This is a genomic window from Paenibacillus sp. V4I3 (genome assembly GCF_030817215.1).
GTDB lineage: Bacteria > Bacillota > Bacilli > Paenibacillales > NBRC-103111 > Paenibacillus_E.
On the sequence record NZ_JAUSZA010000001.1, the window covers coordinates 5239066 to 5253473 of the forward strand.

General features: G+C 43.8%; 18 protein-coding genes and 1 riboswitch. All 18 genes read right to left on the reverse strand.

Going from position 1 to position 14408, the window contains the following annotated elements; genetic code table 11:
• Nucleotides 1–21: 21 nt before the first annotated feature.
• The 18 genes from QFZ77_RS24170 to QFZ77_RS24250 all read right to left on the reverse strand — a co-directional run bounded on the left by QFZ77_RS24170 (nt 22) and on the right by QFZ77_RS24250 (nt 13980).
• Nucleotides 22–990 (reverse strand): S8 family peptidase, encoded by a 969-nt coding sequence (locus QFZ77_RS24170; RefSeq protein WP_307443264.1) that lies wholly within the window; start codon nt 988–990, stop codon nt 22–24.
• Nucleotides 991–1235: 245 nt separating this feature from the next.
• Nucleotides 1236–1319, reverse strand: coding sequence for a putative holin-like toxin (locus QFZ77_RS37985; protein WP_367618672.1), 84 nt, complete (start codon nt 1317–1319; stop codon nt 1236–1238).
• Between the two features lie 116 nt (nt 1320–1435).
• A riboswitch (cyclic di-GMP riboswitch) is annotated at nt 1436–1516 on the reverse strand.
• Between the two features lie 170 nt (nt 1517–1686).
• Entirely contained in the window at nt 1687–2877 is a 1191-nt protein-coding gene (locus QFZ77_RS24175) for an alanyl-tRNA editing protein (RefSeq protein ID WP_307443265.1), read from the reverse strand.
• A gap of 49 nt (nt 2878–2926) precedes the next feature.
• Nucleotides 2927–3565 (reverse strand): ThuA domain-containing protein, encoded by a 639-nt coding sequence (locus QFZ77_RS24180; protein WP_307443266.1) that lies wholly within the window; start codon nt 3563–3565, stop codon nt 2927–2929.
• Between the two features lie 25 nt (nt 3566–3590).
• On the reverse strand, nt 3591–3791 hold the full coding sequence (locus QFZ77_RS24185; protein WP_307443268.1) for a hypothetical protein: 201 nt from the start codon (nt 3789–3791) through the stop codon (nt 3591–3593).
• Complete coding sequence (locus QFZ77_RS24190; RefSeq protein ID WP_307443269.1) at nt 3760–4518, reverse strand: class I SAM-dependent methyltransferase; 759 nt, start codon at nt 4516–4518, stop codon at nt 3760–3762. Before QFZ77_RS24190 ends, QFZ77_RS24185 begins: the two co-directional genes overlap by 32 nt.
• A 221-nt stretch (nt 4519–4739) precedes the next feature.
• Nucleotides 4740–5054 carry a hypothetical protein gene (locus QFZ77_RS24195; RefSeq protein WP_307443271.1) on the reverse strand — a complete coding sequence of 105 codons (315 nt, stop codon included), beginning with the start codon at nt 5052–5054 and terminating at the stop codon, nt 4740–4742.
• A 7-nt stretch (nt 5055–5061) separates the two neighbouring features.
• Nucleotides 5062–5325, reverse strand: a complete 264-nt coding sequence (locus tag QFZ77_RS24200; protein WP_307443273.1) for a phytanoyl-CoA dioxygenase family protein — start codon at nt 5323–5325, stop codon at nt 5062–5064.
• Nucleotides 5326–5355: 30 nt separating this feature from the next.
• Nucleotides 5356–6546, reverse strand: a complete 1191-nt coding sequence (locus QFZ77_RS24205; RefSeq protein ID WP_307443274.1) for a GntR family transcriptional regulator — start codon at nt 6544–6546, stop codon at nt 5356–5358.
• Nucleotides 6512–7720, reverse strand: coding sequence for a trans-sulfuration enzyme family protein (locus QFZ77_RS24210; protein ID WP_307443275.1), 1209 nt, complete (start codon nt 7718–7720; stop codon nt 6512–6514). The genes QFZ77_RS24205 and QFZ77_RS24210 overlap by 35 nt, the downstream gene beginning before the upstream one ends.
• Nucleotides 7720–8550, reverse strand: coding sequence for a carbohydrate ABC transporter permease (locus QFZ77_RS24215; protein WP_307443277.1), 831 nt, complete (start codon nt 8548–8550; stop codon nt 7720–7722). Before QFZ77_RS24215 ends, QFZ77_RS24210 begins: the two co-directional genes overlap by 1 nt.
• Entirely contained in the window at nt 8551–9432 is an 882-nt protein-coding gene (locus QFZ77_RS24220) for a carbohydrate ABC transporter permease (RefSeq protein ID WP_307443278.1), read from the reverse strand.
• Nucleotides 9433–9496: 64 nt separating this feature from the next.
• Nucleotides 9497–10867, reverse strand: coding sequence for an ABC transporter substrate-binding protein (locus QFZ77_RS24225; protein WP_307443279.1), 1371 nt, complete (start codon nt 10865–10867; stop codon nt 9497–9499).
• A 143-nt stretch (nt 10868–11010) separates the two neighbouring features.
• The gene (locus QFZ77_RS24230; protein ID WP_307443280.1) at nt 11011–11292 is read right to left on the reverse strand and encodes a late competence development ComFB family protein; all 282 of its coding nucleotides are present in this window, start codon (nt 11290–11292) and stop codon (nt 11011–11013) included.
• A gap of 208 nt (nt 11293–11500) precedes the next feature.
• Nucleotides 11501–12046, reverse strand: coding sequence for a DinB family protein (locus QFZ77_RS24235; RefSeq protein WP_307449810.1), 546 nt, complete (start codon nt 12044–12046; stop codon nt 11501–11503).
• Between the two features lie 83 nt (nt 12047–12129).
• Nucleotides 12130–12483: a DUF6463 family protein gene (locus QFZ77_RS24240; protein ID WP_307443281.1), complete on the reverse strand. Its 354-nt coding sequence runs from the start codon at nt 12481–12483 to the stop codon at nt 12130–12132.
• 54 nt (nt 12484–12537) lie between these two features.
• The gene (locus tag QFZ77_RS24245) at nt 12538–12783 is read right to left on the reverse strand and encodes a hypothetical protein (RefSeq protein ID WP_307443283.1); all 246 of its coding nucleotides are present in this window, start codon (nt 12781–12783) and stop codon (nt 12538–12540) included.
• Between the two features lie 21 nt (nt 12784–12804).
• Nucleotides 12805–13980: an ArsA family ATPase gene (locus tag QFZ77_RS24250; RefSeq protein ID WP_307443285.1), complete on the reverse strand. Its 1176-nt coding sequence runs from the start codon at nt 13978–13980 to the stop codon at nt 12805–12807.
• Nucleotides 13981–14408: the final 428 nt, after the last annotated feature.

The following is a 14408-nucleotide window of genomic DNA, read 5'->3' on the forward strand; positions in this document are numbered from 1 at the left end:
TCTAATATTTGCATATCTTATTTAAGTATTTCTGCTCAGTAATTTAGCGACGAATTTGGGATTAAATACTTCGGATAGCTCGTCCATTACATTTAAATAGACAAGCCCATTGCCTTCAAGTTTTGGAGAATTCCCTAAGGGTACGGTTCGCTTTATTAATTGAGCATACAGCTCACGCTCTGTGAGATTTCGCTCGAAGCTTGCATTCACAAGTACTTTGATTAACGCCATTGCTCCGGCGACATGTGGAGTTGCCATAGAAGTTCCGCTTAATGTAGCATAGGCTCCGTTTAAATAGGTTGATAAAATTTTCTCTCCAGGGCCCACTAAATCGACTTCATTGTTTGAATTTGAAAAATTGGAAGAGCGTCTCTCCAAGTCAATTGCACCTACGCTAATGACTTCGTTATAACAACCTGGATAGTCAAATTCGTCTGTTGAATCAACCCCATCGCCTTCATTACCTGCCGCACAAATCACAAGAATGTTGGAGGCTACGGCTTTTTGAATCGCTTCGTGTAACGCAGGAAGATTTTCTGGGCCGCCAAGAGACATGGAGATAATATCCGCTTTTTGTTCGATCGCATAGTTAATGCCATTAATTATCCATTCGTATTGACCAGAACCATTTTTATCAAGAACCTTAATAATAAGCAAATTAGCCTCAGGAGCTACACCTACAACGCCATTATTGTTTTTTGTCGCAGCGATAGTTCCCGCAACATGCGTTCCATGACCATTGTAATCCTTGTATACATCCGTCTTGCCTCCATCATCCTTCGTAAAATTAATTCCGCCGATTATTCGTTCTTTTAAGTCAGGATGGGTGATATCACAGCCGGTATCCAGTATGGCAACCGTAATCCCCTTCCCTTTGGTTTGATCCCAGATTTTTGGGGCCTGAATCATTTCCACCCCGGTTGGAATTTCATTGACCTGTTCAATCTTCTCAAGAACTTGAAACGGAATCACACGCATTTGTCGCTCCATTTTAATTTCCTCCTAATTATTATTAAAATAATAAAGCTTTGATTCATTCAAATTTGATGTTGATCGACGGGTTATCTCTATGCTATTATTTGGGAGAACATTTTAACATATCGTTGTAATTTGCTAAAAAAAACAAGAGTGCTACCAACACTCCTGTTTTTTAGATACATTGGCTTTTGGGACCTCCTGGGGCTAATGGTTCATACACACCTACCTGATCGTTTAGCGGCGAAGGGGTAGGTTTTTTAGTGTATTCTAACAATAATTAACGCTATAAAAGTTAACAATGCCAAGAGGAAACTCCCAAATTGTAGAATCAACTTTATCATTTCATCTGGTTTCACCTTTACCCTCCTCCTTCCTGACGAAAGGGAGATCCGGGTGGCCTAGTATCTAACAAAAGTATCTGTAAAGAGTCATTTTGGACAGAAAAAGCCTACCCTCATTTGACAGCTGGCTGGCATAGTTTCCCTTAGCCCCTCTAGCTTTGCGTCACCGCCTTTAAACGGTTTTGCCATTATCGTGGGTAGACTTCTATATACTGTAAATCTATTATATGCCTAATTATTATATAAGAATATAGGGAGTTAGACACATTATGTATTGTAAGTGCATACAACAAATTTGTCGAACTTAATCAAGAAATACACCGGAACATAGAAAATCGTCATTCAACTAGTTCGAAAGCAATGTATTCTACATCTCCGCCATTAAATTCTCAGTAACATGCTGTCTTGTGAACTCATAGAAAGAAAAGGCTTCCTCCCACGTCTGGAATCCCGCCTGTGCAATTATATCGCTACCTCCGCCTTTCCCATTGTATTTTCCTACATATTCTTTGAAGAAAGCACCGCACGAAAGTGGAGAACTACTGTTGTTTGCAAGAATAACTTTGTTCTCCGCAGCAGTAGCGAGCAATACGGGAGTATCACTTTCTGAAGCTAGCTTCACCGCCAGACTTTGCAAATCTTTAAGCGTCTTGTCTTCAAACACACTTGCTATCAAGTTGCCTTCGCGGCTTGATAACAGCTCCTGCGCTACATAAGCATTGTTTTTCTCTTTGAGAGAAACCAGTTCAGCCTGAAGCTGCTTCTGTTCATTTTCCCACTTCTCAATCCGGTCGATAATCTCGTCTTTACCGGTGTTGAATTTGGATGACAAGACACCCAAAATCCGCTGGCTTTCATTAAACTCCTTCAGGGCACGGTATCCGCACAAGAAGTAAATCCGAGTGTTTCCCTTTTGCTTTTCTGCTTTCAGAAGCTTGATCATGCCAATTTCGCCCGTTGATGCGACATGTGTCCCACCGCAAGCGTTGTATTCTACACCTTTTATCTCGACAATTCGAATATGATCCGTCACTTTGGGCTGTTTAACTAGCTGTAGATGAGCTACTTCTTCTTCGGTAATAAAATAACTAACAATGCTGTTGTTCAGGTAAATTTGCCGGTTGACTTCGTTCTCAATTGAAGCAAGCTGGTTCAATGTCAGTTCAGGCTGCTCCACGTCGATGGTGGCATAATCGTTACCCAAATGAAAGCTTACCGTCATGGCCTGATAAAGGTCGCGGCATACCGCAGAGAGCAGATGCTGCCCACTATGCTGCTGCATATGGTCAAATCTTCTATTCCAATCGATCTGGCAAGTCACCTTACTCACATCGGGAAGTCGTGCTAGTTTGTGCAGCACTTCATCTTCTTCATTGATCACATCAAGCACAGGAATTCCGTTAATATGCCCATAATCGCAGGGCTGTCCGCCCCCATGTGGATAAAAAGCTGTCTCCTCCAGGATGACATAATACCCATCTTCTCTTTCGAGCGTTTGGTGTATGTCTGTTTGCCATTCGGTAATATAAGCGGAATTGTAATATAGTTTTATGGACATGACGATTTCCTTTCTTCTTGCTGGCTGTTACAAAAGAGAAATTAATCATTTAGTTACTAGCACTTAACCAACGTGCGCTGTTGAGTATTAGACGCCTGTAAGCTTCCGGTTTAAATGATGGAGCATGATGACCGGGTTGTAAATAGATCACTTTCCCAAGACCATAAGCTTGCTCCCAGGCTGCTGGATACCTGTTTCCATCAAATTCATACTCTAGAAAAACGGTTTTCTTGGTGAAAGGATCAAAATCGAACATATACGGCTCTTCCTCCATGCTGAAGTCCTCGACACCGTCGAGCAATGGATGATTCTCCACGGATCCGTAATAATCCAGAGACTGGTACGGCGGGTGGCCTGTAAACTTTGCACCGATCATCTGGATCAGCTCGTAGCTACGTTGAACCGAAATGCCATTATGGATCACAAGCAACCCGCCTCCACCCGCCACAAATTGAATTAGACCAGAAGTTTGTTCCGGTGACAGATCTCGGTTCCAGCAATCCGTATAGGATATGCAAAGTTGGAATTGTTTTCGATCCAATTCCGTGAAATAGTTGTAGTCCTCCGTACTCGTAATCAGAAATTCTTCGCCAAGAATCCCCCTAAGCTGATGCTTGGCGGGTTCCAATGGATGCCATGGAACATCTGTGTCGTCACCAACCAAAAGTACATTCGTTTTATCACTCATGCGCTCTTCTCCCCCACCTTTTGTTTTACCAAGGCAATTCTTTTCCGGTGTCTGCTTCAAGATAAACCGGCTTTTCGCGAAGCGTATCTTTATATTCCTCTAATCGAGTCAAAATATTGTCGGCCGCTTGTTCCGCAGTATAAGTACCCGCATCATTCCAAATACCGCTCATATACGTTTTGATCGCGTTTTTACTAAATCTCTCCCCAATACACCTCAGTTTCATAATCGAAAAACACATTTCCATCTTGCTCATGCCGTTCAAATATATGCTGCAGTTCCGTCATCATCGGCGCAAAGTTGGGGTGCTCAGGTACGGGAATGTAGGAAGATGACATCAACCTCCCCATCAAACCTTCAAAATCGAAAACTTGAGTAATAGCGAATCGTTCTAGCTGCATACTATCGTTCTTGAAGAAAGACGCCAGCGTTTCCTGCGAAATATTTTTATGAGTAACTTTTTCATAATCACTTCCAAATGTACGAAGCAGTAAGTCGTACTCTTCTCTAAATGCATTGCCATGTTCCAGACGTGAGTTCCAAATCAATAGCACCTTCCCGCCAGGCTTCAGAATCCGTTGGAATTCGGCTTGTGTGGCCGTGCGATCAAACCAGTGAAACGCTTGGGCACAAACGATAAAGTCAACAGACTCATTCGATAGACCAGTCGCTTCTGCGGACCCCGGTATGGTATGAAAATTGGCATCTCCGCTCAACATTTGCTCAGCGGCTTCCCGCATCGCTTGATTCGGTTCAACAGCGATTACTTGGCTCCCTCTTTGTAAGAGCAGCTTTGAAAAAATACCTGTCCCTGCGCCGATGTCCGCAATTACTGCATTTGCGGACAGACCAACGACGTCGTACAAATAATCAATAGCCTCTTTCGGATAACTCGGGCGGAATTTCACATAGGTATCAACGCGATTTGAAAAACGTTCTTTATGATTATTCATCTCATACCTCTCCCATCAGATAAAATATCCTTCTACAAACAAAGCGACCAACTGTTGTTGAGTTAAGAAACTGCGACTTTTGTTTCACTTGGTGAAACAACGTTTCATTAAATACATCTATATCATATTCAATTATTTGGCAAAAGTCCATAACAAATACATAGCACTAAAACACAAAAAACGACCGCTAATTTCGCGGCCATTCACCATTTCTTACAACTTCAACCCTTCTCGAATTCGGTAGGATAGCTAGCTCCAAATGGCGCATCTGGTCTTGCAAATTGTCCCATTAAATAACGGCGTGTCGGAGTTGTGCGGTCTACGAACTCTTGATTATTCTCGAAACGATCTGAGCATCGAACCCACGGCGGACTATAAATATAGTGCATCGTATACCGGTCGTAATCACCATCATGAGCGAAAGTCCGATGCCAGACGGCATTATGAAAAAATAATACCGATCCCGCCGGTGCACAAATGACATGACCGATCGGAACATCATCCTTGGCAGTTCTAATCGCACCCGGAAGCTGCACTTGGCTTCTATGGCTTCATGGGATCATCTCCATATTCCCCATATACAGCGGGATGATCAATCAATCGCTCCAAAGCGGATTCCGTTTCATAGCCTTTTCCCACCTGTGCCAAACCTTTTGCGTCGGCTGACTCGTGTAAACGGATGGATGCTTCCAGACATTCCTTCACCTCATCTTCGGAGAGCACGTTAGGAATAATCAGATAGCCCCATGATTCAAACATAAACCGATCGAGCTCCGTAAACTCTCCTGGATTAGAAATAGGATTCATAGTAAAGCTCCTCCTTTTTTAAACAAATGATTATTTCTTAACCAATAGTTCTCCAGTGGATTCTCCTAACACTAGGGCCGATTTTACGATCACTTTAGTCGGCTCTTTCACACTCTCCTGGTTATTCAACAGTTTAAGCAGAAGTTCAGCCGATTTAGCGCCAATTTCCTGCTCATGTTGGTCTATATGAGTGAATGTAGGGTTTCCGTCTAGCTCGGATGAGGGATTATCGTACGTTATAATAGAGAGGTCGCGCGGTATATTCATTCCCAGTTTTTTAACCAAACTCGTTAAAATCAAGCCTAACTTCAAATTCAAAGTAATGAACGCGGTTGCTGTGCGATATTTGAGATAATGATATAACGGGTGCTTTTCAATGGGGATCGTATCTGTCACTTGAAAATCCGTCACAATTAAAGCCGGGTTAATCATCGAGCCTTTTTGTTTCAGTGCTTCCATATAGCCGCGAATCCGCTCGTCGACGGTCACTGTATGGATCGAAATATCGGAGCAAATAGCAATGTCCCTATGGCCTTGCTCCCATAGATGGTTGACCGCCAATTGAGCGCTCATCCAATTATCCGAACAGACACAGTGGGTATCAAAGCCTGGCAAGTAGCGATCAATGAGCACGAAAGGAAATTTCCGCAGTTTCAGTACCAAGATTTCTTCGTTGTACGTTTCCGCATCAATCGGAAAAATAATAAGTCCGATGGCCCCATTCTTAATCAGCTCCTGAATGGCTTCCTTCTCCCGCTCCTTGCTATTGTGAGTTAGCACAATCGACACATAATAATTTTTGTTCTCGAGCACGGAATTAATTCCCTTCAATAGTCGAATCGCAAAGAAATCTTCCAATAAGGGTAGAACGAAGCCGATCATTTTGCGGGAGGAAGCACGCTCATCCTGCTCTTTCACATCAATTGCGTCAAGCTGATTGTAATCCAGGCTCTCATCTTCTACCTTCGTACGGGATTCTGGACTAACGAAGCTTCCTCTCCCTGGAATCCGGTAAATCCATCCGTCTTTCGCCAGCTGCGTAAGCGCATTGGAAACCGTCATTCGACTGACACCGAATTGCTCCATCAGCTGCTTTTCCGTTGGAAGTTTGTCATTTTCCTCCATAGCGCATAACTGGATCAACTGTTTAAAATGCTCTTGAATCTGCAAGTATAGCGGTTGTCGTTCATCCGTCCTGGCTGATACCCGCATTCTGCTCATATATCTCCCCCTCAGAAGGGCTCAGTGTGACACATCGCCATGCTTCTTCCATATCCCGAATTAAGTCGTCCGGATCCTCGGAACCTATATAGAGTCGAACAAGCGAACCTGTTTGTTGATCATTGTTATTTAAGGCATTTACATTGATTAAACTTTCGAAACCACCCCAGCTGGCTCCAATTCTGAAATAGTGCAGATGGTCCGCCCAAGCCCTTAATTTGACAACCGGCTCATCGGATTCGAACGAAAATAAACTGCTGTACCCGTACATTTGCGTACGAGCCAGCTCATGCTGAGGGTGGTTTGTCAACCCCGGATGGTTAACCTTCCGGACATAATGCTGCCTGCCTAAATATTCGACGACCCTCAGCCCGCTCGACTCATGCCGCTGCATGCGCATTGGCAGTGTACGCAGCCCACGCGTAACTAATCCCGCCGTCTGTGGCGTCATAATGCCGCCGAACAACATATATTCCGTCGACATGAGCGTGTCCATTAATCGGTGGGAGCCGATCACAACACCTCCCACGCAATCGCTATGCCCGGAAATGTACTTCGTGATCGAATGGATGACGAGGCTAACCCCCATCATGAGCGGATTTTGATGACAAGGCGTCGCCCACGAATTGTCGAGAATTGTTTCTGCTCCTATACTTTGAGCCAGCGCTGTACAACCTCTGATATCTTGCAGCTGGAACATCATGCTAGTCGGGCTCTCCAAATACAGTAGTTTGGTATTCGGCCGAACCGTACATTTCCAATTTTCCAATGAACTGCCATCGACAAAGGTCGTTTCGACCCCAAACTTTTGCAAGTAGACGCCTAGAAATTCTCGTGTCGGTCCGTACGCCTGATGAGTGCAAATGACGTGGTCACCCTGCTTGACTATAGACATAATCGCTGCCGAAATCGCTGCCATTCCGGATGAAAAGCACTTGGCTCTTTCCCCTTGCTCCAGCTGGGCGAGCTTGTCCTCCAGGTACCTCACCGTAGGATTATTGCCTCTGGAATACACGAAGTTTTCTTGCTCATCGAGTCTTGCCATGTTGAATTGCTCGTACGTATCGAACGAAAATAAACTTGTCTGATAAATGGGAACATTGATGGCGCCATGATGACGATCATCGTGCGCATCATGTGCCACTATGGAGTACATCTTCTCCTTTGCACTCACTACCCTTTCACCGCCCCTTGGGTTAATCCTTCTACAATAAATCGCTGCGCTAGGGCAAACAACAGTATCGTCGGGAGTACAGACAGCACAGTTCCGGCGGACATAGAGCCCCAATCAACATTAAATTTGAGGATAAAAGAATTCATCGCTACCGGCAGTGTTTTTAACGATTCATTATCGATAAACATGACGGCCAAGAAAAGCTCGTTCCAGTTCTGGACAAAAGCAAATATGAACATCGAGGAAATACCCGGCATCATGATCGGGATAATGACTCGAATGAGGGCAGACAACTGGGAACAGCCGTCGATCATCGCCGCTTCCTCCAGATTGGAAGGAATTCTTTGAAAAAAGCCTCGCAGCATAATCGTGGAAAACGGGATCAAGATGACCGTATACATGAGGATCAATGAAATTCGCTGATTAAGTAGATGCAAGTTTGACATCATCATGTAAAGCGGAGCCAGAGCGATGAATCCTGGAAGCATCTGTGTGACGAAGAATGCGAGCATGATTTGTTTGTGGCCGCGAAACCGAAATCGCGCGAGTACATAAGCGCTGCATATAGCAATCACGATTACGATCAGCGCAGAAGAAATCGAGACGAGAAGGCTGTTGGCAATATATACGTTAAATTTAGACACTTTGAAAATGTTGACGTAATTTTGAAGTGTGAATTGTTCGGGCCAGTAATGAACGGGATAACTGAATATTTCCTTTTGCGGCTTTAACGAGGTGATGACGATCCAGTATAACGGAAACACCATAACGACTAAGTATACGGAAAGAAAGGCAACTTTGATGACCCGATACCCATAATTTCGTTTCATTTAGAAGTCACCTACTTTCTCCGACTTGGTAACCATCAAATAAAACAAAGTGTACAAAAACAACATGACGATCATTATGACCCCGACTGCCGATGCAGCCCCATAATCTCCGTCATAAATAATTTTATTGAGCATCAAGGAGGATAAAATGTGGGTCGCCCCTCCCGGGCCGCCATTCGTCATGCCGTAAATGAGCGTAGGATCATTGAAGATCCAAATAACCCGCAGCAGCGTAGTAGCGATGATGGTTGGCATGATGTACGGAATCGTCACATAAAGCAGCTTTCGATAACCGTTTGCTCCGTCAATGCTCGCTGCTTCGTACAACTCCGAAGGTATAGATTGCAGAGCAGCCAGCAGCATGATGGTAAAAAAGGCTATCCCGTACCATACGTTGGCGACGATAACGGAGGACATCGCCCATTTGGGATCCGACAAGAACCCAATCCGATCTTCAATAATACCTAGTCGCAATAAGAGATCGTTAATGACGCCGATTTGAGAGTTAAACAGCCACTTCCAAATAAGGCCGATCAGAAATCCCGATAATGCCCATGGATAAAAAATAAAGGCTTGGTACACGCCTCGTCCCCAGAATTTCTTGTTCAGAAACAATGCCAGGATGAACCCAAAGAGAAATTGCAAAATTAAGGAGAAAAACACCCAGTAGGCGCTGTTTTTCAATGCTGCAAGAAATTGATGGTCTCGAAATGCATCAACGAAGTTTTGCATACCGACAAAATGCACCTGCTTCAGATTGAACAGCTTGTAATTTTGAAAAGCCATCACCACTCCCTTGAAGAAGGGATAATATGTAAAAATCAACACTAGAAGCAGTGCGGGCAGCAAGCTGGAGAGAATGAATTTTTGCCGAGAACTCACATGAACACCCCCCGGTAAGAAAAAGCGGCAAACGATGACCGCCCGCCGCTTTCAACTATTTCCTTTATTTTTTCATTCCCGCTTTCTGATCTAACCAAAATTTATCCCATTCCTTCAGAGTATCGTCAGTCGATTTCTTGTCGAGCAAATACGATTGCTGCCCTTTCATGCTCAGTTCTCCCCAGCTCCCGTTCCCTGGATATTTGAAAGGAGGTGTAAAGTTGACGAAAACATCTGCTTTTGCAGTCATATCTAGCAGCGTCTTATAAGGGCCTGTTTGAAAGAATGTATCAGCTGTCGCAGATGTATGAATCGGTATGGTGCCAATTTGCTTTGAGAATTCCGTATTTTCTTTCGGGCTCGAGAGATAAGATATCAATTTCCAAGCTTCGTTTTTACTTTTGGAATTCGCTGTTACGCCCCATCCTGCAGCCCCCGTACTGACCAGTGATTTGCCGTTAGGTCCGAGTGGCATCGCTGCCGTTTCTAGTGTTTTGGGGTCCATTTTGTCCTGAAGCACCTTAATAACGTCTGGGTCCTGGAGCAAAATGCCGGTCACCCCAGATGTAAAGGCTTGAACCTGATCCTGGAATCCCCAGTTGATCGAGTCCGGCGGCGATGCTTCTTTATAAAGCTTCTTGTAAAGCTCCAATGCCTGCTTAGCTTCAGGTGTGCTGTACACCGACTTGCCATCCTTCGTAAACGGCGCATCATCGATATTCATCGATTTATCGTTATAATCGTAAATCATATGGTCAAAGTTGCCGTTAGCTCCCGGACCTCCGCGGAATGAGAAACCGTACCGATTTTGTTTCGGATCGGTCAGCTTCTTGGCAGAATCGACCAGCTCTTCCCACGTCTTCGGTGCAGTAAGCCCCTTGGCGTCGAACCAATCTTTCCGATAAAACATTTGTCTTTGATAAAGAGCGTTCGCGATAAAATAGAGTTTTCCGTTATTCGAGCCTACAACTTTGGATGTACCAGAGAGAGTTTTACTATCCGCCCAACTCGATGCGTAGGTATCCAATGGTTCCAAATAACCATTATTCACATACTCGGCAATGTTCAGATCCCGTACCTCGAGAATGTCGAGTTCTTGCTTGGCGGCAAGCATAGTTCTAATTTTGTTGTCCGCTTGATCGAATGGCGGGGATATGAGTTCCACTTTGATGTTCGGATTGTCCTTTTGAAACCGAGCTATGGCATCTTGAAGCAGTTTGGTACGTTCCGGACTCGTTAAACTTTCAATCATATGAAGCGTTACTTGTTTGGCTGGAGGCTCCGTGCTCTTCGAGCTTTCACTGGGCGCTGCCGTATTCCCGCTTGGAGTTGCCGTATTCTCGGAGCTGCCACTCCCGCTACACCCTGCTAAGGAACCCAATAACATTACGCCGGCAAACAAAGTTGTCCATCCTTTGACCACAGCTGCCCCCATATCTGACGCCCTCCTCAATTTAGTCATATTCAACTATATTGTCTTAATTAAATAGATATGTCTTATTGCTGCCGCTTTAATTAACAAAAGCAAAAAAACGCTAATGACATTCCTATGTCATCAGCGTTTTATTTTCCTTTATCTTATACCCCTTCAATAACAGCATGGTTTTGTTTATGTTCAACGACAAGAGCAGCTCGCATGAGCTCTCTCATGACATCGGATTGCAGCTGTGGATTTAAATAGAGAGTTTTGATGTACAGCTGGCCTTTTTCACTCGACGTATATTTGGGAGGTATGCGATTTAAAACTAGCGCAAGAATATCCTCTTTGCAATGCTGACATCCGCATTTGATCTCGTAGCTCTTTTGAAACTCTTCATACAAATTGCTAACGATCGCTTCTACTGCATTAACTAATCCCATACTTGTTCAGACTCCTCTATACCGGCATTTATCTCACTAAACTATCGACTCTATTATTCATTCATCAGCCTTTGATTAAAGTCTTATGTTCCTATTCAATCATGAATATGTTTAGTAAGTGTTAGGCTGCCATAAATGGAACCCTTGCCGTATCTCGAAATAGAAAAAACGAGAGAAGCTTATAAGGAGCTCCCTCGTTTTGTTGATATTATACGGTTTCCGTGCTGTTTAAGAATGCTTTCAAACGCTCTAACTGAAGAAGATGATGGCGATAATGCATCTCAATTAGTGCAAACCATTCTTTCGCGTTAAGCGCGCCTAATCTTGGATGCAGCGAGGTACATCTCGGAGAAATGTCCTCAAGCAAAGGCTCGATTTCTTTCATTCTTTGGAGCACCGTATGCATGCCGTCTATGATCTGCTGTTTACTACCGGGCTGCTCGGGCGTATATTGAGGAGAAGCCGGAACCCTAATGCGTTCAGGTGGAAAACCACCTAACGTAAAGACTGCTGCTCCCGCATCTGTTTTTCCCCCTATAGTATCGACTGCATCTGCGCTCTGATTTTGGCATTTCTCGATATTACCAATCTGCATGTAGAGAGCTGTTTTGATGAGATGGAGGTACAACTGTCCAAGCGACCATTCATTCTCATTTGACTGAAGCTTCAGTTGCTCCATGCTCAGTGGATGTAATTCATCTAGGTAATAGTGCGTGAGTTCCTCAATTCGTTCCACAATTTCAGCTGTTTTTATCATATTATTAGCTCCTCTCGAATCTTATAACTTTAGTATACAAGACACTACTGACAACTGTATGTCAGTAGTGTTTATGCGTTTTAAGACTTTCGTATGAAATAAAGTCCTTGCGGAATAACGAGCCAGAAGCCTGATATAGGCATTATTATTGCCCCTACGACAGACAAAATGAGAATATGCCAGCCTACAAAGCGAGGAATCGCAAGGCCCTTCTCTTTGGTCATCCAACGTATCATTCGTCCAATAATCCACAACAAAACACCAAAAAATAAAAACCAGATAGCTGCCGACCTGTCGAAGGAAGAATCAACGGAATTCCATATCCCAGCTTTCACCATCTCGCTGATCGGTTTCCAAAATAAAATCAAACCGACAGCATTATGAATGTAAGAAGTCCACTCCATCATCCATCCGCTGTGCTTCTGTATGGCCATGCTGCACCTCCTTAGAGTTTCGTTCTAACCAAACTATTTATCGTAAACATAGCTTTAATCTTCAACAGGAATCTGTTTCAAATGATTACTATCGTTCACTTGTTTCATGGAATCATCTTCTTCCAACCGAACTATAGCTGCATCAAGCAGAGATTTGACACCTAATAAGGCTTCTTTTTCCGCTAATCGAAAATGAGCTCTTGCTGCCTCTGGAACGAATCTTGCCACAGCGATGTTTTTAATTCCCTCGAAGAGGAGCACAATATTTTCTAAATCCTGCATATTTGTGCGGATGCTCATGAACCATTTCCTCCTACCTATTTACGATTCTTTGTTAAGACCGAAATGTATGGTCAGTATACCCTCTGCAAGACGTGCTGCCTCCACCTGTCTCCCTATCAAGATCCGAGGCAGTGCAACGATCCGTCTATAGCTGCCGACCTGCAGTGTCAATTCATCGCCTTTTTGATTTAATTGGAGTTGTTTCTTTTCGGTAAAAGGTAGCGAGATGCGGAGTTCATATCCTGCTTCTGTTTTCTTCACTTCCTCTATGATTCCTCTATGCAGAATCGCTCCGCATTCCCGTTCGTGGAAAGCTGCTGCTGCAACGCGCTCTAGCATCTCCTTACCAACAACCTCAAGAGGCATTAGAGGTACTTTCAAGATTGGCAATGGACTAAAGCATTGGACAATTTCTTCTTCGTACTTGTTCTGAATTTGTTTCCACTGCGCGAAATACCCTTCGGATGCTTCTTCGGAAAGCACTTTATTAACGATGACCGCGTCGGTGTGAAACCCGTATAAGTTGAGGTTAGTAAAGGCTCTCCGCGCTTCGGAAATAACCATTTTTTCCGGATTAACGACAAGGCGAATACTAGTAATTTCGGGATCGGCGATTACCTGCTGCAGCTTTTCCAATTGATCGACAACTTGGCTGAAGCTGTCCATAACATCGTCGCTGGGCAGTTCCAAGCCCTTGGTCACTTTCATAATCGGACGGGCAAGCTTGAGAATTTTACGCTCGTAAGGAAATATATTTCGCACCCACCATCGAAGCAGTTGGGGATAGCTAAGCAAACGAAGTGTTTCCCCAGTCGGTGCGCAATCCACAATGATTGCATCATACAGTCCACTTTCGGCATGCTCTTTAATTCTTAAGAGACTAAATAATTCTTCAAACCCTGGAAACACCATAAGCTCTTCAGATCCGATATCATCCAGGTTGGCCCACTGCATAAAGTTCGAGAACCAATTGCGAACACTCCCCCAATACCGCTGTGTTTCCCTTAAGCAATCGATTTCTTGCGCCCACAATCGCTCATGAATTAATATTGGTTCGTGCTGCAGCGGAATACCGAGCGAATCCGATAAGCTGTGTGCAGCATCCGTACTTATAACGATTGTTCGCTTTCCTTCGGCTGCCATTCGGTAAGCCGTTGCTGCGGCGATACTGGTTTTTCCCACTCCGCCTTTACCTGTGTAAATAATAATGCGCAAACTTAGCACCTCCAATAGTACGATTTCGTAGTAATTGCATAAAAAATTAATCAATTTCAATCATTCTCACCATAAACTACGATATCGTAATTAATTCCTACTGTTAAATTACTACTTAATCGTAGTAATGTCAACTGTTCATGCTGGAATTGTTTTTGATCACTTGGTAAATATTATTAATATACAGTCTGACTTCCGTTGTGGCACACATTGAACTGATACATTGAACAGATCAAAATAAGCAGGTGCCATGGCGTCCTGCTCTTTAGTTTCTTTTCGAATATAGGTTTTTTTAATATAGGGGCAAATAAGCGTGCTGCTTGCTCAATTATACGCTATGGATACGAGCGCTGTATCAATTATTCCATTTGCAAAGGTACTGCATTAAGTAGATCACGCTCGAATTTCTCCGTAATTCGCCGATCCTA

Excerpts from the sequence above, each read along its gene's own strand:
- QFZ77_RS24170 (WP_307443264.1), bottom strand. The coding sequence starts at position 990 with ATGGAGCGACAAATGCGTGTGATTCCGTTTCAAGTTCTTGAGAAGATT.
- QFZ77_RS37985 (WP_367618672.1), bottom strand. The coding sequence starts at position 1,319 with ATGATAAAGTTGATTCTACAATTTGGGAGTTTCCTCTTGGCATTGTTA.
- QFZ77_RS24175 (WP_307443265.1), bottom strand. The coding sequence starts at position 2,877 with ATGTCCATAAAACTATATTACAATTCCGCTTATATTACCGAATGGCAA.
- QFZ77_RS24180 (WP_307443266.1), bottom strand. The coding sequence starts at position 3,565 with ATGAGTGATAAAACGAATGTACTTTTGGTTGGTGACGACACAGATGTT.
- QFZ77_RS24185 (WP_307443268.1), bottom strand. The coding sequence starts at position 3,791 with ATGAAACTGAGGTGTATTGGGGAGAGATTTAGTAAAAACGCGATCAAA.
- QFZ77_RS24190 (WP_307443269.1), bottom strand. The coding sequence starts at position 4,518 with ATGAATAATCATAAAGAACGTTTTTCAAATCGCGTTGATACCTATGTG.
- QFZ77_RS24200 (WP_307443273.1), bottom strand. The coding sequence starts at position 5,325 with ATGAATCCTATTTCTAATCCAGGAGAGTTTACGGAGCTCGATCGGTTT.
- QFZ77_RS24205 (WP_307443274.1), bottom strand. The coding sequence starts at position 6,546 with ATGAGCAGAATGCGGGTATCAGCCAGGACGGATGAACGACAACCGCTA.
- QFZ77_RS24215 (WP_307443277.1), bottom strand. The coding sequence starts at position 8,550 with ATGAAACGAAATTATGGGTATCGGGTCATCAAAGTTGCCTTTCTTTCC.
- QFZ77_RS24225 (WP_307443279.1), bottom strand. The coding sequence starts at position 10,867 with ATGGGGGCAGCTGTGGTCAAAGGATGGACAACTTTGTTTGCCGGCGTA.
- QFZ77_RS24230 (WP_307443280.1), bottom strand. The coding sequence starts at position 11,292 with ATGGGATTAGTTAATGCAGTAGAAGCGATCGTTAGCAATTTGTATGAA.
- QFZ77_RS24240 (WP_307443281.1), bottom strand. The coding sequence starts at position 12,483 with ATGGCCATACAGAAGCACAGCGGATGGATGATGGAGTGGACTTCTTAC.
- QFZ77_RS24245 (WP_307443283.1), bottom strand. The coding sequence starts at position 12,783 with ATGAGCATCCGCACAAATATGCAGGATTTAGAAAATATTGTGCTCCTC.